The sequence below is a fragment of the Streptomyces pilosus genome (assembly GCF_014649835.1).
In the GTDB taxonomy this organism is placed as follows: Bacteria; Actinomycetota; Actinomycetes; order Streptomycetales; family Streptomycetaceae; genus Streptomyces; species Streptomyces pilosus.
The window spans coordinates 110,663-128,182 of record NZ_BMTU01000009.1 but is presented as its reverse complement, the minus strand read 5'-3'; the positions used below and the strand labels follow the sequence as shown (position 1 = coordinate 128,182).

The 17,520-nt window shown below is 73.5% G+C and carries 24 protein-coding genes; 6 read left to right on the top strand and 18 right to left on the bottom strand.

Going from position 1 to position 17,520, the window contains the following annotated elements; translation table 11 throughout:
• Positions 1-12 precede the first annotated feature (12 nt).
• The gene (locus IE118_RS22365) at positions 13-414 is read right to left on the bottom strand and encodes a hypothetical protein (RefSeq protein WP_189559778.1); all 402 of its coding nucleotides are present in this window, start codon (positions 412-414) and stop codon (positions 13-15) included.
• An 83-nt stretch (positions 415-497) separates the two neighbouring features.
• On the opposite strand from IE118_RS22365, the gene IE118_RS22360 reads away from it, so the two are divergent.
• Complete coding sequence (locus IE118_RS22360) at positions 498-1,271, top strand: MBL fold metallo-hydrolase (RefSeq protein WP_189559777.1); 774 nt, start codon at positions 498-500, stop codon at positions 1,269-1,271.
• The gene (locus IE118_RS22355; RefSeq protein ID WP_229846894.1) at positions 1,268-1,912 is read left to right on the top strand and encodes a DedA family protein; all 645 of its coding nucleotides are present in this window, start codon (positions 1,268-1,270) and stop codon (positions 1,910-1,912) included. The genes IE118_RS22360 and IE118_RS22355 overlap by 4 nt, the downstream gene beginning before the upstream one ends.
• A gap of 13 nt (positions 1,913-1,925) precedes the next feature.
• On the opposite strand, the gene IE118_RS22350 is transcribed toward IE118_RS22355, so the two are convergent.
• The 5 genes from IE118_RS22350 to IE118_RS22330 form a co-directional block, all read right to left on the bottom strand.
• Positions 1,926-2,990 carry an MBL fold metallo-hydrolase gene (locus IE118_RS22350; protein WP_189559776.1) on the bottom strand — a complete coding sequence of 355 codons (1,065 nt, stop codon included), beginning with the start codon at positions 2,988-2,990 and terminating at the stop codon, positions 1,926-1,928.
• Positions 2,987-4,234: an aminotransferase class I/II-fold pyridoxal phosphate-dependent enzyme gene (locus IE118_RS22345; protein WP_189559775.1), complete on the bottom strand. Its 1,248-nt coding sequence runs from the start codon at positions 4,232-4,234 to the stop codon at positions 2,987-2,989. Before IE118_RS22345 ends, IE118_RS22350 begins: the two co-directional genes overlap by 4 nt.
• A 154-nt stretch (positions 4,235-4,388) precedes the next feature.
• The gene (locus IE118_RS22340; protein ID WP_189559774.1) at positions 4,389-5,174 is read right to left on the bottom strand and encodes a hypothetical protein; all 786 of its coding nucleotides are present in this window, start codon (positions 5,172-5,174) and stop codon (positions 4,389-4,391) included.
• A 138-nt stretch (positions 5,175-5,312) separates the two neighbouring features.
• A complete protein-coding gene (locus IE118_RS22335; protein ID WP_189559773.1) occupies positions 5,313-6,110 on the bottom strand; it encodes an RNA polymerase sigma factor SigF in 798 nt (265 codons plus the stop codon).
• Positions 6,111-6,253: 143 nt separating this feature from the next.
• Positions 6,254-6,394, bottom strand: a complete 141-nt coding sequence (locus tag IE118_RS22330) for a hypothetical protein (RefSeq protein ID WP_189559772.1) — start codon at positions 6,392-6,394, stop codon at positions 6,254-6,256.
• A gap of 159 nt (positions 6,395-6,553) precedes the next feature.
• On the opposite strand from IE118_RS22330, the gene IE118_RS22325 reads away from it, so the two are divergent.
• Together IE118_RS22325 and IE118_RS22320 are read left to right on the top strand one after the other, a co-directional pair.
• A complete protein-coding gene (locus IE118_RS22325; protein WP_189559771.1) occupies positions 6,554-6,946 on the top strand; it encodes a DUF2795 domain-containing protein in 393 nt (130 codons plus the stop codon).
• Positions 6,947-7,055: 109 nt separating this feature from the next.
• Entirely contained in the window at positions 7,056-7,598 is a 543-nt protein-coding gene (locus IE118_RS22320) for a type 1 glutamine amidotransferase domain-containing protein (protein WP_189559770.1), read from the top strand.
• 120 nt (positions 7,599-7,718) lie between these two features.
• On the opposite strand, the gene IE118_RS22315 is transcribed toward IE118_RS22320, so the two are convergent.
• Positions 7,719-8,006 (bottom strand): DUF6158 family protein, encoded by a 288-nt coding sequence (locus IE118_RS22315; RefSeq protein ID WP_189559769.1) that lies wholly within the window; start codon positions 8,004-8,006, stop codon positions 7,719-7,721.
• A gap of 60 nt (positions 8,007-8,066) precedes the next feature.
• On the opposite strand from IE118_RS22315, the gene IE118_RS22310 reads away from it, so the two are divergent.
• Entirely contained in the window at positions 8,067-9,173 is a 1,107-nt protein-coding gene (locus IE118_RS22310) for a baeRF2 domain-containing protein (protein WP_189559768.1), read from the top strand.
• Between the two features lie 97 nt (positions 9,174-9,270).
• Here IE118_RS22310 and IE118_RS22305 read toward each other — a convergent pair whose 3' ends face one another.
• A complete protein-coding gene (locus IE118_RS22305; protein ID WP_189559767.1) occupies positions 9,271-10,890 on the bottom strand; it encodes an ABC-F family ATP-binding cassette domain-containing protein in 1,620 nt (539 codons plus the stop codon).
• 146 nt (positions 10,891-11,036) lie between these two features.
• Between IE118_RS22305 and IE118_RS22300 the strand changes: the two genes are divergently transcribed.
• On the top strand, positions 11,037-11,858 hold the full coding sequence (locus tag IE118_RS22300; protein ID WP_189559766.1) for a class I SAM-dependent methyltransferase: 822 nt from the start codon (positions 11,037-11,039) through the stop codon (positions 11,856-11,858).
• A gap of 149 nt (positions 11,859-12,007) precedes the next feature.
• On the opposite strand, the gene IE118_RS22295 is transcribed toward IE118_RS22300, so the two are convergent.
• Genes IE118_RS22295 through IE118_RS22250 form a run of 10 tightly spaced genes read right to left on the bottom strand, consistent with a single transcriptional unit; the run spans position 12,008 to position 17,441 of the window.
• Entirely contained in the window at positions 12,008-12,331 is a 324-nt protein-coding gene (locus IE118_RS22295) for a gas vesicle protein K (RefSeq protein WP_189559765.1), read from the bottom strand.
• Complete coding sequence (locus IE118_RS22290; RefSeq protein WP_189559764.1) at positions 12,328-12,516, bottom strand: gas vesicle protein; 189 nt, start codon at positions 12,514-12,516, stop codon at positions 12,328-12,330. The genes IE118_RS22295 and IE118_RS22290 overlap by 4 nt, the downstream gene beginning before the upstream one ends.
• Complete coding sequence (locus tag IE118_RS22285) at positions 12,513-13,292, bottom strand: GvpL/GvpF family gas vesicle protein (RefSeq protein WP_189559763.1); 780 nt, start codon at positions 13,290-13,292, stop codon at positions 12,513-12,515. The genes IE118_RS22290 and IE118_RS22285 overlap by 4 nt, the downstream gene beginning before the upstream one ends.
• Positions 13,289-13,630 carry a gas vesicle protein gene (locus IE118_RS22280; RefSeq protein WP_189559762.1) on the bottom strand — a complete coding sequence of 114 codons (342 nt, stop codon included), beginning with the start codon at positions 13,628-13,630 and terminating at the stop codon, positions 13,289-13,291. Before IE118_RS22280 ends, IE118_RS22285 begins: the two co-directional genes overlap by 4 nt.
• Complete coding sequence (locus IE118_RS22275) at positions 13,627-14,940, bottom strand: SRPBCC family protein (RefSeq protein WP_189559761.1); 1,314 nt, start codon at positions 14,938-14,940, stop codon at positions 13,627-13,629. Before IE118_RS22275 ends, IE118_RS22280 begins: the two co-directional genes overlap by 4 nt.
• Positions 14,940-15,548: a DNA primase gene (locus IE118_RS22270; RefSeq protein WP_189559760.1), complete on the bottom strand. Its 609-nt coding sequence runs from the start codon at positions 15,546-15,548 to the stop codon at positions 14,940-14,942. The genes IE118_RS22275 and IE118_RS22270 overlap by 1 nt, the downstream gene beginning before the upstream one ends.
• Positions 15,545-15,808: a gas vesicle protein GvpG gene (locus tag IE118_RS22265; protein WP_189559759.1), complete on the bottom strand. Its 264-nt coding sequence runs from the start codon at positions 15,806-15,808 to the stop codon at positions 15,545-15,547. The genes IE118_RS22270 and IE118_RS22265 overlap by 4 nt, the downstream gene beginning before the upstream one ends.
• A gap of 4 nt (positions 15,809-15,812) precedes the next feature.
• On the bottom strand, positions 15,813-16,595 hold the full coding sequence (locus IE118_RS22260; RefSeq protein ID WP_189559758.1) for a GvpL/GvpF family gas vesicle protein: 783 nt from the start codon (positions 16,593-16,595) through the stop codon (positions 15,813-15,815).
• The gene (locus IE118_RS22255) at positions 16,592-17,026 is read right to left on the bottom strand and encodes a gas vesicle structural protein GvpA (protein WP_189559757.1); all 435 of its coding nucleotides are present in this window, start codon (positions 17,024-17,026) and stop codon (positions 16,592-16,594) included. The genes IE118_RS22260 and IE118_RS22255 overlap by 4 nt, the downstream gene beginning before the upstream one ends.
• Positions 17,027-17,072: 46 nt before the next feature.
• The gene (locus tag IE118_RS22250; RefSeq protein ID WP_189559756.1) at positions 17,073-17,441 is read right to left on the bottom strand and encodes a gas vesicle protein GvpO; all 369 of its coding nucleotides are present in this window, start codon (positions 17,439-17,441) and stop codon (positions 17,073-17,075) included.
• Between the last annotated feature and the right edge of the window lie 79 nt (positions 17,442-17,520).

Sequence of the window (17,520 nt, the reverse complement as noted above, 5' to 3'; positions counted from 1 at the left end):
GCCGCCGGCGGTTCAGCGGCCGTCGTAGCCGGCGGTCGGCATCGACAGCCTGCGGTGCACCCGCGCCTTCATCGCCGCGTCGTACGACGGCTCCGCGCCGCCCACGGTCTCCACGCGCACCCCGCGCCGCGCGCACTCGGCGGTGAACTCCTCGACCGAGGACAGCGCCCGTTCCAGTACCCGCAGGCTGGGTGCCACGAACAGGTCGGTGCCGGGCCGCACCCCCTCCCACAGCAGGCCGTGGTCGGGGCGCAGCCCTCGCACGAGCAGTTCCCGGGCCACGACATGGCCCCGCTCGGCGGCCCAGCGGGCGCACACGGCGTGCTGGCCGCGGGAATCCACCAGGAACGGATCGGTGTCCAGTTCCTCCAGCGGAGTCAGACTCGCGATCGCCGTCACCCGCACCGGCTCCATGGCGTCCCCCTCACCTCCGGTTTTCGCCGCCGACCCTACTCCTGCACGTAGGCTTCGGGGAGTCGCGCGAAGGAGGCAAAGAAGTGCCGGTGGAGGTCACCTGGTGGGGTCACGCCACCTGCACGGTCGAGGACTCGCACACCCGGGTGCTCACCGATCCCCTGTTCGCCCGCCGGCTCGCGCACCTGCGGCGCCGGCGCGGCGCGGTGCCGCCCGCCGAGGCCCGGCACGCGGACGTGGCGCTCGTGTCCCATCTTCACGCCGACCACCTGCACCTGCCGTCCCTGGCCCTGCTCGCCCCGGGCACGCGCCTGCTCGTGCCCCGGGGCGCACGCCGGGCGGTGCCGGGGCTGCGCCGGCTCACGCACCTGCGGGTGAGCGAGGTGGCGCCCGGCGAGGTCACCACGGTGGGCCGGCTGGCCGTCCGGGCGGTGCCCGCGCGGCACGACGGGCGGCGGCTGCCGGTGGGGCCGCACCGCGCCCCCGCCCTCGGCTACGTCGTGGAGGGTGAGGCGCGGTCCTACTTCGCCGGGGACACCGGCCTGTTCGAGGGGATGGCCGAGGAGGTGGGTCCCGTCGACGTGGCGCTGCTGCCGGTGGGCGGCTGGGGGCCGTACCTCGGTGAGGGGCACCTGGACGCGGGGCGTGCCGCCGAGGCGCTGTCCCTGCTGGGGGCTCCCAGCGCGGTGCCGGTGCACTACGGCACGTACTGGCCGATCGGGATGGACGCCGTGCGCCCGCACGAGTTCCACGCGCCGGGCCACGAGTTCGAGCGGCTGGCGGCCCGGCACGCCCCCGGGGTGGCCGTGCACCGGCTCGGGCACGGGGAGAGCGTGCGCCTGGAGGCCGCACGGTGATACTTCCCGCCGGGTATCTGCCGTCGGCGGCCGCGCCCGCCGTCATAGCACCCGAGGCCACGCAGCAGGCGATCGGCTATCCCACGCTGTTCCTGCTGGTGCTGGCCGGGGCGCTGGTGCCGGTGATCCCCACGGGGGCGCTGGTGAGTTCGGCGGCCGTGGTCGCCTTCCACCGGGCGGCGCCGTTCTCGATGGCGCTGCTGCTCGTCACGGCGTCGCTGGCCGCGTTCCTCGGGGACATGGCGCTGTACTGGCTGGGGCGGCGCGGGATGAAGTCGGACCACGGCTCGCGCTGGCTGGAGGCGATCCGCCGGCGGGCCCCGGAGGACCGTCTGCGGCAGGCGCAGCAGAAGCTCGCCGACCACGGGGTGGCCGTGCTGGTGCTGTCCCGGCTGATGCCGGCCGGACGGCTGCCGGTGATGCTGGCCTGCCTCGTCGCCGAGTGGCCGATGCGCCGGTTCGTGCACGGCAACCTGCCGGCCTGTGTGGCCTGGGCGGCGACGTACCAGCTGATCGGCATTCTTGGCGGGTCGCTGTTCGCGGAGCCCTGGGAGGGCGTCCTCGCGGCGATCGTGCTGACCCTGCTGATCAGCGCGGTCCCGGCCCTGTGGCGGCGGCTGCGCCGGCCGGCGACGGGCTGACCCGGCCCCGGGCTCACTCCCCCAGCACGCGCGACGCGCCCACCGGCAGGTCCCACAGCGCCTCACGCGGCAGTCCCGCGCGCTTCCAGGCGGCGCGGACGCGGACGAGGGGCTCCAGGACCGGTTCCGCGGACAGGACGAACGTCCCCCAGTGCATGGGGGCCATGTGACGGGCCCCGAGGTCCTGGGCGGCCCGGACGGCCTCCTCCGGGTCGCAGTGGACGTCGGCCAGCCACCAGCGGGGGTCGTAGGCGCCGATGGGCAGCAGTGTGAGGTCGATGCCGGGGTAGCGGCGGCCGATGCGGGAGAACCAGTGGCCGTAGCCGGTGTCACCGGCGAAGTGGACGCGCCGGCCCTCCCGGTCGGTGAGCACCCAGCCGCCCCACAGGGAGCGGCAGGTGTCGGTGAGGGTGCGCTTGGACCAGTGGTGGGCCGGTACGAAGTCGAAGCGGACGCCGTGCAGTTCGGCGGCCTCCCACCAGTCGAGCTCGGTGACCCGGGTGAACCGCCGGCGGCGGAACCAGCGGCCGAGCCCGGCCGGTACGAACACCGGGGTGTCCCGCGGGAGCCGGCGCAGCGTGGGGGCGTCCAGGTGGTCGTAGTGGTTGTGGCTGATGACGACCGCGTCCACGCGGGGCAGCGCCTCCCAGGCGACACCGACCGGGGTGACCCGGGCCGGGGTGCCGAGGATGCGCCGGGACCAGACCGGGTCGGTGAGCACCGTCAGCCCGCCGATCCGCAGGACCCAGCTGGCGTGTCCCGCCCAGGTGACGGCGATCGTGCGGGCGTCCGCGCGGGGCAGCGGGCCGGGCTCGCAGGGCAGCCGCGGGATGTCGGCGAGACCGTCCGGGGTGGGGCGTACGGCGCCCTCGCGGGCGAAGCGGGCGAGGGCCTTGAGGCCGGGCAGCGGGGCGGTCAGCCGGTCGTGGAAGGTGCGCGGCCACACCCGGCGCTCGGCGAGGGGCCGGGGTTCGGCCAGGGGCGGGTACGGCCGCGCGGCGGCCGGGAAGCCGGGTTCCGGCTCGCCGGCGGCCGCCGGCGCGGTGGTTCTCCTGATCGACTCGGGCTGCTGCGTCATCGGGGGGACTCCCATCGCCGGGCGTCGTCACGGAGATCGCCGAAGACCGCTGCCAGGTGGCTCAACGCGTCCCGGACATGGGGCAGTTCCAGCGGGTCGGAGGCGCGCAGGCACTCCGCGCGCAGCTCGGCGGCACCGCCCAGCAGCGGGGCGGTGGACAGCCGTACGCGAGGCGCCTCGAGCTCGTCGCCGAAGCGGTGGCCGCCCGGGGCCGGCATGCCGAGCCGGGCGGTGAGGAAGTCCTCCAGTTCCTGCGCGTCCCCCACCCCGTGGGCGGTGAGCGCGGGCACCAGCGATGTGAGGTCGACGTACAGGTGCCGGCCGCAGCGCGGGGGCCGGGACACCGCGCCGGCAGCGACGACGACACGGTGCGCGGCGGCGGCCAGGCGCGCGTGCAGCCGTACGTGGTCGGCGACGCGCGTGGTGACCGGTTCGGGCTCGGACAGCGCGTACACCGCCGCCGCGGCGATGGGGGCGGCGACCCGCGCGTCGAGTGCGGTGAGCGCGTCGAGCACCCGCGCGTGCAGGGCGTTGCCCTCCTCGCCGGCCGGGAAGCGGGCCACCGCGGCGGGCCAGCCGGGCGGGAGCAGGGCACCGACCAGGTCGGTGACGACGGTGACCCGGCCGGGCAGCATCTCGGCGGGGCTGAGCAGCACGGTGTCGTGCGGGTCGTGCAGGGTGTCCCGCCAAGTCTCGTCGCTCACCAGGTGCAGCCCTTCGGCGACGGCGGCCTCGACGGTCTCGTGCAGCAGTTCCGGCGGGGCGACGGTGGCGGTGGGGTCGTCGGCGACGGACAGCACCAGCAGGCGCGGGTCGCCGCCCTCGGCGCGCAGCCGGCGCACGGTCTCCAGCAGGGCGTACGGGTCGGGCACGCCGCCGCTCTCGGCGGGGGTCGGCACGGAGAAGGCCCTCCTGCCCAGCAGCCGGGCGTAGGGCGCCCACCAGGCGGCGCAGGGCCGGGGCACCAGGACGTCGCCGCCGACGGCGGCGGTCAGGGCCACCAGCAGGGCGGGGGCTCCGGGTGCGACCGCCACCCGGTCGGGGGCGGCGGGCAGTCCGCGCCGGTCGCCGTAGCCGCAGGCGGCGTCCAGCAGGGCGGGGCCGCCGCCGACGGGCTCGGCACCGGCCCGGGAGGCCGCCGCGGCCAGGACGGCGGACAGCTCGGGCAGGACGGGGAGCCCGTCCTCGGGGTCCGGCGGCCCGAAGCGGACGGGGCCGTGGCCTTCCGGGTGCGTCCGCCGCATGCCTACCTCCGCGCAGTGCCTGGTGTCCGGGTGCCGTGCCCCGGCGCCCGCTCGTGCCGCCCTCGGCGAGTCAGTACCCCGCGTGCCGTCCGCCATGGGTGCCGTGAGCCACGGGTGCGGACCGGGTCGCGTGGTGCGCCGCGGCGGCCGGCTGTCAGGCGTCCGGGCGGGTGGTCCGGTCCCGGTACACGCGGTGGGCGGCGGCGCCGAAGGCCCCCGCGACGAGCAGGCCGCCGGCGGCCAGGGCGGGCACCGAGTCGGTGAACGCGCCGCCTCCGCCGGCGTCGACCCCCTGGTGCGCGGGGGGTGTGGGGTGCCCGGAGGGCGTGGGGGCGCAGTGCGGGCTCCGGGAGGGGGTGGGCGCGGGCCGCACCGGCTCGGGCCGGGCCGGCTCGGACCCCGGGGGCCGGGGTGCCACCGGCACGGGTCCGGCGGTCTCCGGCGCGGCGGGCCCCCGGACTCCGGCCCCGCGCTCCACGGCCTGCGGTCCGGCGGCCGGACCGGTGCCCGGCGGGGCGGGGATGCCGGCGTCCTGGAGGTCGGCGTCTGCGGAGGGAGCGTCCTGGAGGACCGTGTCCTCGGAGACGGCTGCGTCGGACTCGGCGTCCTCGGAGGCGGCGTCCTCGGGGCCGGCGTCCGGCACGAGTGCGTCCGGGGCGGTGCCGTCCGGGAGGACCGCCTCCGGTTCGGGGGCCTCCTCGCCGGGCCCGGCGTAGGTGTCCGCTTCCGGGGCCTCCGGCGGAGCGGCGTCCGGGGCGGCGCTCTGGGGCGTGTGCTCCTCCCACCCGTGACCGCCGGGCTTCGGACAGGGCGGGGGCGAGACGGTGGCCGAGGACGCTCCGCTGCCAGGGACCGTGCCCGCGACCGCGACCGGTGCGAGCGCGCCGAGGACGGTGCCGGCGACGGCGGCGAGGGACAGGGCACGGGCGGTGCGGCGCATGGTGCGGGCTCCTTCGAGCGACGGGCGGGGCCACGGCGATCGGTCGCCCCACAGCCATCACAGCCCGCCCGCCGCCGGGCCGCGCGCGGCCGCACGCCATTGGCGGGACCGCGCACACCCGGGCGGGTGAAGGGCGCGTCACTCCCCGCCGGCGTCGCTCATGACCTGATCCCGTACCCGGCCGCAGCTCCGGCTGATCAGCCGGGAGACGTGCATCTGCGAGATGCCCAGCTCCTCGGCGATGCCGCTCTGGGTCATGTCGTCGAAGAACCGCATGTAGAGGATGGCCCGCTCCCGCTCCGGCAGCTCGGCCAGCCGGTCCTTGACGGCCTCGCGGTCGACCACGGTGTCCAGCGCCGGGTCGGGCGCGCCGAGGGCGTCGCCCAGCGAGTAGCCGTCGTCGCTGCCGGGCAGCGCGGCGTCCAGGGAGAGCGCGCTGAAGCTCTCCAGCGCCTCCTGACCGGCGCGTACGTCCTCCTCGCTGAGACCGGAGTGCTCGGCGATCTGGGCCACGGTCGGTGTCCGGCCGGAGGTCTGGGACAGGTCCTGGGAGGCGCTGCGGACCCGGTTGCGCAGGTCCTGGACCCGGCGCGGCACGTGCAGCGTCCACATGTGGTCGCGGAAGTGCCGCTTGATCTCGCCGGTGATGGTCGGGACGGCATAGCTCTCGAAGGCGTTGCCGAGTCCGGGGTCGTACCGGTCGACGGCCTTCACCAGGCCCAGCGCGGCCACCTGGCGCAGGTCGTCGTAGCTCTCGCCGCGGCTGCGGAACCGTCCGGCGAGCCGGTCGGCCATGGGCAGCCACGCCTCGACGATCGCGTCCCGGAGGGCGTCGCGCTCCGCTCCGTCGGGCAGTGCGGCCAGGCTGCGGAAGGCGGCCGCGGTGTCGGGGGCGTCGTCGTGCGGGTGGTGCTTCGCGGTTGCTCGGATCGGCATCTGCGGTGCAACTCCCTAGGAAGTGCTCGGCATGTCACCGTGGTGGGCGCACCGACCGTGGACAGGTACACCGGGGGCGGCGGGGTGCCGCTTCCACGGGCGTGCCTCCTGTCCGAAGCACTTCCCGTGCGCGTGCCCCCGCTTCAGCGACCCAAACGTCCGGGTCCGGACTCCACGGGTTCCCCGGGTGGCTGCACGGGTGGCAGCAGGATGTCCTCGTAGCGGCCGAGCATCAGGACCACGCCGAGCATGAGGGAGGGGACGAGCAGGGCGAGCACCACCATGGCCTGGCCTTTCCAGGAGGCACGTGGGGGGCGTGTCCTGCCGGGTCTCCCTGTCTCCCCCGGGCAAACCCGGGCCGTGCCGATCCACCGTCCGAACCCTGTGTCGGTCCCGGCTGCCCGGGTACGCGGTGCGCACCCCCGAAGGATCTGGAGGGAGACATGCAGCGAGGCAGTGACCGGCTCAGTGTCCACCGTGACGACGAGATGAAGCACGAACTGCAGGGACTGCTCAGGTCCGGGCATCCCACCCGGACCGAGGAGTGGAACGACCCGGAGCCGTTCGCCGACGACGACCCCGAGGTCGCGTACGGACCGGTGACACCCGGCCGCGGCCCGACGTCACTGGAGTCGGTGCGGCTGGAACTGGCCAGGATCCTGAGCCGCGGGTCGTTCCCCGCGGGTCCGCGCGAGCTGATGCGCGCGCTGGACCGGCGGCACGCGCCCGACACGCTCATCGAGGCGCTGGAGCGGCTGCCGCAGCGGGACCGCTACGAGAGCGTCCAGGAGCTGGCGGTGGCACTGACCCGGAGCCGGGAGACGGAGAGCGCCTGACCCGGGCCCCGGTTCGGGGGGACCGGCGCCGGCCCGCACCGGCCGGGCGGCCCGGACGAGAGCGGCGACGACAGCCGCCGGAGACTGACGAAGGGACGTAGGAACCATCATGCGCATCGCATTCCTGACCGCACCCGAGGGCGTCGAGCAGGTGGAGCTGACCGAGCCGTGGCAGGCCGCCGTGGACGCCGGTCACGAACCCGTGCTCGTGTCGACGGAGCAGGGAAAGATCCAGGCGTTCAACCACCTCGACAAGGCGGACACCTTCCCGGTGCAGGAGGTCGTCGGCGAGGCGTCGGCGGACTCCTTCGGCGGGCTCGTGCTGCCGGGCGGGGTGGCCAACCCGGACCTCCTGCGCATGGACGAGAAGGCCGTCTCGTTCGTGAAGGACTTCTTCGAGCAGGGGCGTCCGGTCGCCGCGATCTGCCACGCCCCCTGGACCCTGGTGGAGGCCGATGTCGTTCGGGGCCGCGAGCTGACGAGCTGGCCGAGCCTGCGGACGGACATCGGCAACGCCGGCGGAACGTGGGTGGACGAGCAGGTGAAGGTCTGCGACCACGGCCCGAACAAGCTGGTCACCAGCCGCAAGCCGGACGACCTGAAGGCGTTCTGCGAGACGTATCTGGAGGTGTTCGGGGCGGAAGCGGCCTGACGCCCGCCTCGCACACCACGACGGGGCCCGCGCTCGCGCGGGCCCCGTTCGCACGTCTCGGGGCGGCCGGTCGCACGGGGCGGGGCATCCGGTCGCCGGGGCTGCAGGTGGTGCCGGCGCTCAGGTGCCCGGGGTCGTGGGCGTCGTGGTGTCCGCGGCGTTCCGTTCGCGGGCTCCCTCACGGGTGCGGCCCGCGGCCACCGGGCGGCGCGGATTGCGGCGCAGGTACTCGCCCTCCAGTTGCGCCATCCGCTCGTTGTGGGCACGCAGCGCGCCGTTGGAGCCGTACAGCAGCGTGTCGTGGCGCGTGCGGTGGATGGTCTCCAGCTCCTTCATGAGCTGCTGGTCGTCCAGGCGGTTCGGCTCGACTCCGGTCATCGTGGTGCCCCGCTCGTCGTGTGCGTCCATGGGCTCCGGGTACCCGCCCGGCGGCACAGGCACCACCCCGAACGGCTACGGGAGGGACTCATGGAACTCGCATTCCTCCATCCACTCTACGAACGTCCCGGGCCCTGGGCCTCGGTGTACGTCGACACCTCGCGGCACACGGAGAGCACGCCCGACGAGCGCCGGCTGACCGCGCAGGCCATGGCGCGGGAACTGGCCGGGCAGGGCGCCGACGAAGCGACCTGCCGGGCGGTGCGGCACGCGATCGAGGAACTGGGGCACTCCGCGGAACCGCACGGCCGCGCCCTGTTCGCCCGGGACGGCGAGGTGGTGCTCGACCCGCCGCTGGCCCGGTCCCCGCGGCGCGAGGGGGCGGAGTGGGCCCCGTTGCCGCGGGTAGCGCCGCTGCTGGACCTGGCGGGCGAGGACCCGGTGTGCGTGATCGCCTATGTGGACCGCAGGGGCGCGGACTTCGAACTGCGCAGTGCGCTGGGCCGGGACGACGCGGGCGGTGTCACCGGGCGCCAGTGGCCGCTGCACCGGACCGCCTCCTCCGACTGGTCGGAGCGGCACTTCCAGCTGCGGGTGGAGAACACCTGGGAGCACAACGCCGCGGAGATCGCCGACGCGCTCGCCGTCTGCCAGGAGGAGACCGGCGCGGACCTGCTGATCGTCGTCGGTGACGACCGTGAGCGGCGGGCCGTGCGGGATCGGCTGCCGCAGCGGCTGCACGGCCGGGTGGCCGAGGCGTCGCACGGTGCGGGCAGCCGGCTGCTCGACGGCGACGTCGAACGGATCCGCGCGGAGCACGTCCACGCGCGTGCCGCCGAGGAGCTGGAGCGGTTCCTCGCCGCCCGCGGCCCGGACGGCGAGGGCCGCGCGGGTGCCGTGGAGGGCGTGCCGGCGCTGGTCGAGGCCGCGCGGGAGCACCGGATCGACGAGCTGCTGATCCGGACGGACGGACCGGACGCGCACCGGGAGGTGTGGATCGGTGAGGATCCGGACCAGCTGGCGGTGCGGCGGACGGACCTCAAGGTGCTGGGTGAGCAGAACTCCTGGGCGGCGCGGGCGGACGACGCGCTGATCCGGTCGGTGGTCGCGACGGGGGCGCCCGCGCTGGCGGTGGATGCGGCGGGGCCGGGGGACGACGCGCCGGTCGGAGGGCTGGGGGCGTTGCTGCGCTGGTAGCGCACGGCTTCTTGCGCCCCCACCCCCTTCCCGTGCCGTCCGCGGGGGCTCTGCCCCGGACCCCCGTTCCGCGCGGTTCCCCGCGCCCCTCGGGTGATCAGCGGGTGCGTTCGACGCGGCGTTCGTCCCAGACGGGGTGGGGGGTCTCACGGACGTGGCCGTCGCTGCCGAAGACCAGGTAGCGGTCGAAGGAGCGGGCGAACCAGCGGTCGTGGGTGACGGCGAGGACCGTGCCCTCGAACGCCTCCAGACCCTCCTGCAGCGCCTCCGCGGATTCCAGGTCGAGGTTGTCCGTCGGCTCGTCGAGCAGCAGGGCGGTGACGCCCTGGAGTTCGAGCAGCAGGATCTGGAAGCGGGCCTGCTGGCCGCCGGAGAGCCGTTCGAAGGTCTGCTCGGCCTGGCCGGTCAGCTCGTAGCGGCGCAGCCGGGACATGGCGGCGCCCCGGTCCTGGGCGTGTTCCTTCCACAGGATGTCCAGCAGCGTGCGGCCCTCCAGTTCCGGGTGGGCGTGCGTCTGCGCGAAGTGGCCGGGGACGACGCGGGCGCCCAGGCGCCACCCGCCGGTGTGGGCCACCTCGTCCCCGGCGAGCAGCCGCAGGAAGTGCGACTTCCCGGAGCCGTTGGAGCCGAGCACGGCGACCCGCTCCCCGTAGAACACCTCCAGGTCGAACGGCTTCATCAGGCCGCTGAGCTCCAGCCGCTCGCAGGTGAGCGCGCGGACTCCGGTCCGGCCGCCCTTCAGGCGCATGGTGATGTTCTGCTCGCGCGGCGGCTCCGGCGGCGGCCCCGCCTCCTCGAACTTGCGCAGCCTGGTCTGGGCCGCCTGGTAGCGGGAGGCCATGTCGGGGCTGTTGGCCGCGGCCTGGCGCAGGTTCAGTACGAGCTTCTTGAGCTGGGCGTGCTTCTCGTCCCAGCGCCGGCGCAGCTCCTCGAAGCGGGCGAAGCGTTCACGGCGGGCGTCGTGGTAGGTGGCGAAACCGGCGCCGTGCACCCAGGCGTCGGCGCCGGTGGGGCTCGGTTCGAGGGAGACGATGCGCTGGGCGGCGCGGGCGAGGAGTTCGCGGTCGTGGGAGACGAACAGGACGGTCTTGCGGGTCTCCGCCAGCCGTTCCTCCAGCCAGCGCTTGCCGGGTACGTCGAGGTAGTTGTCCGGCTCGTCGAGCAGCAGTACCTGGTCGGTGCCGCGCAGCAGCGCCTCGAGGACCAGACGCTTCTGCTCACCTCCGGAGAGGGTGCGCACCTCGCGCCACTGCGCCTTGTCGTAGGGAATGCCGAGCGCGGCCGTGGTGCACATGTCCCACAGCGTCTCCGCCTCGTAGCCGCGGGCCTCGGCCCAGTCGGCGAGCGCCTGGGCGTAGGCGAGCTGGGCGGCCTCGTCGTCGACGGTGAGGAGGGCGTGCTCGGCCCGGTCGACGGCGTGGGCCGCCTCCCGGATCCGGGGTGTGGCGACGGAGACCAGCAGGTCGCGCACCGTCGTCTCGTCCCGTACGGAGCCGACGAACTGGCGCATGACGCCGAGGCCGCCGGTGACGGTGACCGATCCGCCGTGCGGCTTCAGCTCACCGGCGAGGAGACGGAGCAGGGTCGTCTTGCCCGCGCCGTTGGGGCCCACCAGGGCCATGACCGCGCCTTCCCCGACCCGGAAGGACACATCGCCCAGGAGGGCCCTCCCGTCAGGGAGGTAGTACTCCAGATGTGCTGCTTCCAGATGGCCCATGGTGGGGATTGTGCGGGGTCCCCCGCGCGGGTGGCAAACGGGTTTCGACGCGACCGCGTCCCACCATGCGATACAGAGGTCTCAGCATGCGACCACGAGGCGTAGCGTGGGAGCCCTCCTACGAGGGTGGAAGGGGTGGGTTCGGCATGCCGGAAGCGCGGGAGACCGCCGTCTACACGCACGGGCACCACGAGTCGGTGCTGCGGTCGCACACCTGGCGGACCGCCGAGAACTCGGCGGCGTATCTTCTCGGGGCCCTGCGGCCCCACATGCGGATCCTGGACATCGGGTGCGGGCCGGGCACGATCACCGCCGACCTGGCGGCGCTCGTCCCCGACGGCCACGTCACCGGCGTCGACCGGGAGCCGGAGATCCTGGAACGGGCCCGGCAGGTGGCCGGCGAGCGGGGGCTGACGAACGTCGACTTCGCGGTGGGCGACGTGCACGCGCTGGACCACCCGGACGACACCTTCTGCGTGGTCCATGCCCACCAGGTGCTCCAGCACGTGGGCGACCCGGTGCGGGCGCTGCGCGAGATGCGGCGGGTGACCGCGCCGGGCGGCCTGGTCGCGGTGCGGGACTCGGACTACGCGGCGATGACCTGGTACCCGGCGTCACCGGGCATGGACGGCTGGCTGGACCTGTACCGGCGGGTGGCCCGGGCCAACGGGGGCGAGCCGGACGCCGGACGGCGGCTGAAGTCCTGGGCGCTCGCCGCGGGCTTCACCGACGTCACGGCGGGTTCGGGCACCTGGACCTTCTCGACCGCCGCGGAGCGGTCCTGGTGGAGCGGCCTGTGGGCGGACCGCACGGTGGCGTCGGCGTACGCCGGGCGGGCCGTCGAAGGGGGCCACGCCACCCGGGAGGAACTGCGGGAGGTGGCCGCGGCGTGGCGGGAGTGGGGCGCGCGGGAGGACGGCTGGTTCAGCGTGCTGCACGGAGAGGTCCTCTGCCGCAAGGAAGCCTGAATCGCTTCTTTCACAGCCTCTGGAACCAGTTTTTTACAGCCTCTGGTTTTTACAGCATCTGGAACCAGGAATTCCCCGGGACCGCGTCCCGGGGAATTCCTGGTTCCGAAGGCATTCGGCACTTCCGCCGTATGCAGGCCGGGGGGACGTCACTCCCGGGGCAGCAGCGGCCCGAGCGGCCCGAGGTCCAGGTTGAGGTCCTCGGGCCGCAGCCCGTAGCGGTTGCGCAGCTCCGCCATCCGGTCCTCGAGCAGCATGAGGGTGAGCCCCACCCGCTCCTCCTGCTCCTCGGTCAGGCCGCCCTCGTCGAAACGGCGCAGCGCCTGGCGTTCCATGAGCTGGCGCAGCAGTTCCACGACGGTGAGCACCAGTTTCATCAGGTCGCGTTCGACCGTGTCCGGCTCCAGGTCGAGCCGCCGGCGCCTGCTGCCGTGGGGTTCGACACGGTGGTCGTGGTCGGGGGCGGCCGTCACAGCGACTCCTCGAAGGGGGACGGGACCTGCGCGTTCACCGAGCTGATGAGCGCGTTGAGGTCGATGCGGACCAGGTCGACGTCCGCGATGCGCAAGGTGATGTCGCCCTTGATGACGACGCCTCCGGCCAGCAGCCGGTCGAGCAGGTCCACCAGGGCTATCTCGCGGCGTTCGACGACGGTCACGCGCTCTCCTTCCCGGCCGATTCCTCACCGGCGAACGAATAGGCCGCCCAGGGGCCCGTGAGTTCGACGCGGATTCCGGGGATTCCGTCCTTCGTCCGGTCCACCCGTTCCACGAACTCCTCGGACTTCGCCCTCGGCACGAGATAGGCGGCATTGAGCACATTGCGTCCGGTCGCGCCGGAGAGCGCGGGATTCTGCGGGGCGTGCAGCCGTGAGTCCTCGGCGCTCTCGGACAGGATTCGGTGCAGATCGGTCGCGAGGATCTCGGCCTGCTGCCACAGGTCCTCGCGCGACTTGGTCTGCTGCCGCCGCTGCCGGAGGTAGTCCCGCCCGGAGGCGGGCTTCGGAGCGGGCGCCGCGGGCGCCTGCTCCGGCTGCTCCGCCTCGACGAACACCTTCACTCCCCACTCGACCCGGCCCTCCAGCCGGTCCAGGGTGCGGTGGAAGTCCTCGTCCCGCGCCTCGAGCATCGTCCGTACGCCGCTGTCGTCGCGGAACACGGTGCCGAGCCGCAGCGGCAGCGGGGTCGTGACGGTGGTGAGCGCGTCGATCACGCCCTGGTGGGCGCGGGCGACCGCGGTCAGCCAGTCGAGGTCCTCCAGCCGGGCGCGCAGCGGCTCCTCACCGAAGTCCCCTTCAGGCACATGGCTGACCACCGCCACCAGGTCGCCGTGCGGCAGCAGCCGGGGCGGATCGCCGCCGACCCCGGTGAGCTGCGCCTGCAGCGGTGTGCCGAACGGGCGGCAGACCGCGTAGACGTACCGCAGTCCGGTCACGTGCTCTCCTCCTGTGCGCGCCGGGGTTCCAGTTCCAGTTCCTCCAGCCGGGCCAGCCGCTCACGCAGCTCGGCGTTCTCCCTCGTCAGTTCGTCGCGGCGGGCCCGCGAGGACAGCGCCGGGTCGGACTCCCACCAGTCGATCCCCATCTCCTTCGCCTTGTCGACGGAGGCGACGACCAGGCGCAGCTTGATCGTGAGCAGCTCGATGTCGAGCAGGTTGATGCGGATGTCGCCCGCGATCACGATGCCCTTGTCCAGCACCCTCTCCAGGATGTCGGCGAGGTTGGCGCTGCTGCCCTGGCCGTACGGGTCGGGGAGCCGACTGGGGGTGGTCATCGCCGGCTCCGGCTCTCGTCGCGTTCGTCCTCGTAGGCGTCCTCGTCCTCGTCCTCGTACTCGGACTCCGGCTCGTCGTCCTCGGCCGCGGTCTCGTCGTCGTCCTCGGCCGCCGCCTCGTCCTCGTCCTGGTCCTCGTACTCGTCGTCCTCGTACGCGTCCTCGGCGGGCTCCTCCCCGGACTCCTCCTCCCCGGACTCCTCGTAGCCGTCGTCGGCTCCGGTGCCGGGCTCGTCCTCGTCGGACGCGGAGTCCTCGGCCTCCCCGGAGGCTCCGTCCTCGTCGTACTCCTCGTCCCCGTCGTACTCCTCGTCCTCGTCGCGGGCCTCGTCGTCCTCGTCGTGCTCGCCGGCGGGTTCCCCGTTCTCCCCGTCCTCCTCCGGCTCGCCGGACTCGGTGTCCCCGGACTCCGACTCCTCCTCCTCGGCCAGCGCGTCCTCGTGGCTGCGGACGACCTCGCCGTCGCGGATCTCGCCCCGCCAGCTGTCCTCCGCCTCGCCCTTGAGGGTGATGAAGCGGGCGAAGTTCTTCAGGTCGAGCCGCGCGCGGCGGCCCTGGGCGCGCCAGATGTTGCCGGTCTTCTCGAAGAAGCCCGACGGGTAGTACTCGATGACCAGCAGCACCCGGGTGAGGTTCTCGGCGATGCGGTGGAAGGAGACGACGCCCCTGGTGGTGCCCTTGGCGCCCTCCGAGGACCAGGCGATGCGGTCGTCGGGGACCTGCTCGGTGGTCTTCGCCTTCCAGCTGCGGTTGGACCACCAGATCTTCGCCTGCCAGTCCGAGGTGGTGTCGTCCGCCTTGCTGGCGCTCTTGACCCCCTTGGCGAAGGTGCTGAAGTCCTGGTACTGGGTCCACTGGTCGTAGGCCGTGCGCAGCGGCACCCCGACGTCGATGTACTCCATGATGACGGTGGGCTTGTTGCCGGAGGAGCGCTTGCGCTTGCTCTTCCCGCCTCCGCCCAGGCCCTTCACCTTGTCCATCACGTTGTCCTTGACCCGTGTGGCGCCGAGCTCGACGGCGCTGCGCAGCGGGCTCTTGCCCTCGGCGAGCTTGCGGCCGCCGTCGAGTGCGAGCTTGGCGAAGCCCGGGCTGTTGCCCTCCGCTATGTCGTTCAGTTTGTTCGTGGTCTCGCCGAGCTTGTGGCCGAGTCCGCTCAGCATGCGGGTGGCCTGGGCGGCGAGGTAGTCCTGCAGTTCCGCCTTGAGCCGGTCCGCCGCCTCGCTGTGGGCGATGTCGGCGAGGGGGTTCTTCGACGCGCCGTTGACGTTGTCACGCGCGGCGGAGCCGGCCTTTCCGAGGGTCTCGGTCATCACTCACCGCCTCCCTTCGGCGTGCGGGAGCGGGCGCCCCGGGAGGCGGCCGCGGTCTTCTTGGCGGCCGTCTTCTTCGCCGGTGCCGTCCGCTTGGCCGCGGCCTTCTTCGCCGGCGCGGACTTCTTCGCCGGCGCCTTCCTGGCCGCGGCCTTCTTCGCGGAGGGCCGTTCCTCGTCGCGGTCCTCGTCACGGTCCCGGTCGCGGTCCTCGTCGCGAGACCGCCCGCGGTTTTGCTCCTGCGGCTCGTCGTCGACGTCCTCGTCGTCCTCGGACCGGCCCTGCGGGCCGCCGCCGTCGAGTTGCTCGCGCACGGAAGCGGTCCGGCCGTGCAGCCGGTCGGCGAGCGAGCCGAGCTGCCGCTCGACCAGCGCGCCGGAGGCCGCCTTGCCGACACCGCGCAGGTCGCCGCGCAGCTGGTCGCCCAGCTCCTTGAACTGCGGGTTGTCGCGCAGCTGCTGGGACACCAGCTCAGCGACCATGCGAGGGCTCAGGTTCAGCTTCTTGCCCGCCACCAGCCCGCCGACGGCGAGCGCCATCTTGAGCTTCTTGGTCCGTCCGAGGAGGTATCCGGCCCCGATCGCGAGGCCCATTCCCGTTCGATTCATCGTGCCGTCCCGTCCCCACTACCCGCGCCTGTGCGCGTCGCGGTCTCCAACCGGTCGAGGAGTTCGTCCTCCTGCCGGTCGAACTCCTCCTCGGTGATCTCTCCGGCTTCCAGCAGTTCTTCCAGTCGGGCCAGCTCGGCGCGGATGGTCGCGGGGTCGTAGTAGATACGCTCCGCTTCCTGCAGCACCTGCCGGACGGCCCAGGCGCTGCCGCGCACCGGTGCGAACGGCAGCAGCAGCACCTCCGAGATCAGGCCCATGACGTCACCCCGCTTCGGTGTCCGCTCCCGCGGCCGCGGTGCCCGCCGGCTCGGCCGGTCCGGCCGGTCCGGGCTCGACGAAGCTGTACGGGGGGAGCGGGCCGTTCAGACGGACCTCGAGGTGGGGCATGTCCGCGCGGACCCGCTCCACCGCGGCAAGGAAGTCCTCCGCCGACTCCCGCTTGACCAGATAGGAGACGTTGGCGAGCCAGCCCGTCGACTCGGGGCCCACGCTCACGGCGTCGGCGACACCTTCGAGCGCCCGCTCCAGCGCGGGGCCGTCCTCGGACTCCTTGTCCTTGACCGCCGCGGCGACCATCTCGCCGAGACGGATCTTGTCCTCGTAACTGCCGCCGCCGGACTGGCGGTTGGCTTCCGCGAGGGCGCGGATCTCCGGGTTTCCCGCCATCACGTGGTGGAGTACCGCGTCCTCCACGTGATTGGCCTTGATGTTGTACTCGACCCGGCCGTCCAGCGCGCGCAGCCGCTCCAGGTAGTGGTCGGCGCGCTCGGCGAGGACACCGGTGACGGAGTCGTCGTCCGGGGCGACACTGCCGAACCGCATGGGCAGCACGCAGCCGGCCGCACCGATCTCGCTGAGCACGTTCTGGTGGGCGAGCAGTTCCCTGCGCTTGGGACGGAGCCCGTCGGGGGCGTCACTGACGACGGCCGCCAGCTCGCCCTGCCGCAGGATGCGCACCGGGCGCGACGGGTCGCCGACCCCGCCCATGCCCTCGGGCAGCGACGGGTGCGTCACCGCCGTGATGCCGTAGACGTAGGTGCTCACTCCTGCTCCTCCTTACGGCGGGACGCGGTGCTCTTACGGGCGCGGGGGCGGGACCTGGTCTCTTCCTCGGACCCGTCGTCACGTGCCTGCTTGAAGGCGTCGGAGATGGTCTCGGCGGCGCCGGAGAGGGCGCCCTTGGACTTGCCGCGGGCACCGGACTCGGTGACCTCGCCGACTATCTCGGGCAGGCCCGGGCTCTTGCGGGGCCCGGCCTCCAGGTCGAGACGGTTGCACGCCTCGGCGAAGCGGAGATAGGTGTCGACGCTGGCGACGACGACACGTACGTCGATCTTGAGGATCTCGATGCCGACCAGGGACACGCGCACGAATGCGTCAATGACGAGCCCCCTGTCCAGAACAAGCTCGAGCACGTCATAGAGGCCGCTGCTGCCGCCTCCACCGCCGGACTGTTGTGCCGGTACGACTGTCATTCCGACTGTTCCTCCTTGTCTCTGGGCGTGTGGTCGGTCGGGCGGCCTAGCGGCCGCCGGACCTGCGCGCGTCGGCGCGGCCCCGCTCGTAGCGGCGGACCCGCCGGTACCCGGTGAGCTGCCCGTCGGGGTCGAGCTCGACCTGGTAACTCGCCATCAGGCTCATCGTGTCGGGCACCCGCTCGAGTTCGAGGACCTCGACCTCGAGCGCCCAGCCGTCCTCCGTCTGCTCGAAGGACGACACGGACTCGGCTTCCATACCGGTGAGCTCCGCGAGCTGTCCGCGCGCCTGGCGCAGCACCTCCATGGGGCCGGGCCGTTTGGTGCTTCTGTTGTCGTCGGTCTGCTTACGGGACTGTGAGTTCTGGGATTCCTGTGAATCCTGTGACTCTTCGGTGTTCTTCGTGTTCGACATGGCCACCTCCCCCTCCGTGTGGCCGCAAGTCTGATCGGCAAACCTCCCGGGCTCACCCGGTTGCCCCGGCCGGGTTGAC

Bases quoted from the DNA above. Each gene is read 5' to 3' on its own strand.
- IE118_RS22350 (WP_189559776.1), bottom strand. From the start codon at position 2,990: ATGACGCAGCAGCCCGAGTCGATCAGGAGAACCACCGCGCCGGCGGCC.
- IE118_RS22340 (WP_189559774.1), bottom strand. From the start codon at position 5,174: ATGCGCCGCACCGCCCGTGCCCTGTCCCTCGCCGCCGTCGCCGGCACC.
- IE118_RS22310 (WP_189559768.1), top strand. From the start codon at position 8,067: ATGGAACTCGCATTCCTCCATCCACTCTACGAACGTCCCGGGCCCTGG.
- IE118_RS22315 (WP_189559769.1), bottom strand. From the start codon at position 8,006: ATGGACGCACACGACGAGCGGGGCACCACGATGACCGGAGTCGAGCCG.
- IE118_RS22330 (WP_189559772.1), bottom strand. From the start codon at position 6,394: ATGGTGGTGCTCGCCCTGCTCGTCCCCTCCCTCATGCTCGGCGTGGTC.
- IE118_RS22320 (WP_189559770.1), top strand. From the start codon at position 7,056: ATGCGCATCGCATTCCTGACCGCACCCGAGGGCGTCGAGCAGGTGGAG.
- IE118_RS22265 (WP_189559759.1), bottom strand. From the start codon at position 15,808: ATGGGCCTGATCTCGGAGGTGCTGCTGCTGCCGTTCGCACCGGTGCGC.
- IE118_RS22270 (WP_189559760.1), bottom strand. From the start codon at position 15,548: ATGAATCGAACGGGAATGGGCCTCGCGATCGGGGCCGGATACCTCCTC.
- IE118_RS22345 (WP_189559775.1), bottom strand. From the start codon at position 4,234: ATGCGGCGGACGCACCCGGAAGGCCACGGCCCCGTCCGCTTCGGGCCG.
- IE118_RS22365 (WP_189559778.1), bottom strand. From the start codon at position 414: ATGGAGCCGGTGCGGGTGACGGCGATCGCGAGTCTGACTCCGCTGGAG.
- IE118_RS22280 (WP_189559762.1), bottom strand. From the start codon at position 13,630: ATGACCACCCCCAGTCGGCTCCCCGACCCGTACGGCCAGGGCAGCAGC.
- IE118_RS22275 (WP_189559761.1), bottom strand. From the start codon at position 14,940: ATGACCGAGACCCTCGGAAAGGCCGGCTCCGCCGCGCGTGACAACGTC.
- IE118_RS22250 (WP_189559756.1), bottom strand. From the start codon at position 17,441: ATGTCGAACACGAAGAACACCGAAGAGTCACAGGATTCACAGGAATCC.
- IE118_RS22335 (WP_189559773.1), bottom strand. From the start codon at position 6,110: ATGCCGATCCGAGCAACCGCGAAGCACCACCCGCACGACGACGCCCCC.
- IE118_RS22255 (WP_189559757.1), bottom strand. From the start codon at position 17,026: ATGACAGTCGTACCGGCACAACAGTCCGGCGGTGGAGGCGGCAGCAGC.
- IE118_RS22305 (WP_189559767.1), bottom strand. From the start codon at position 10,890: ATGGGCCATCTGGAAGCAGCACATCTGGAGTACTACCTCCCTGACGGG.
- IE118_RS22300 (WP_189559766.1), top strand. From the start codon at position 11,037: ATGCCGGAAGCGCGGGAGACCGCCGTCTACACGCACGGGCACCACGAG.
- IE118_RS22325 (WP_189559771.1), top strand. From the start codon at position 6,554: ATGCAGCGAGGCAGTGACCGGCTCAGTGTCCACCGTGACGACGAGATG.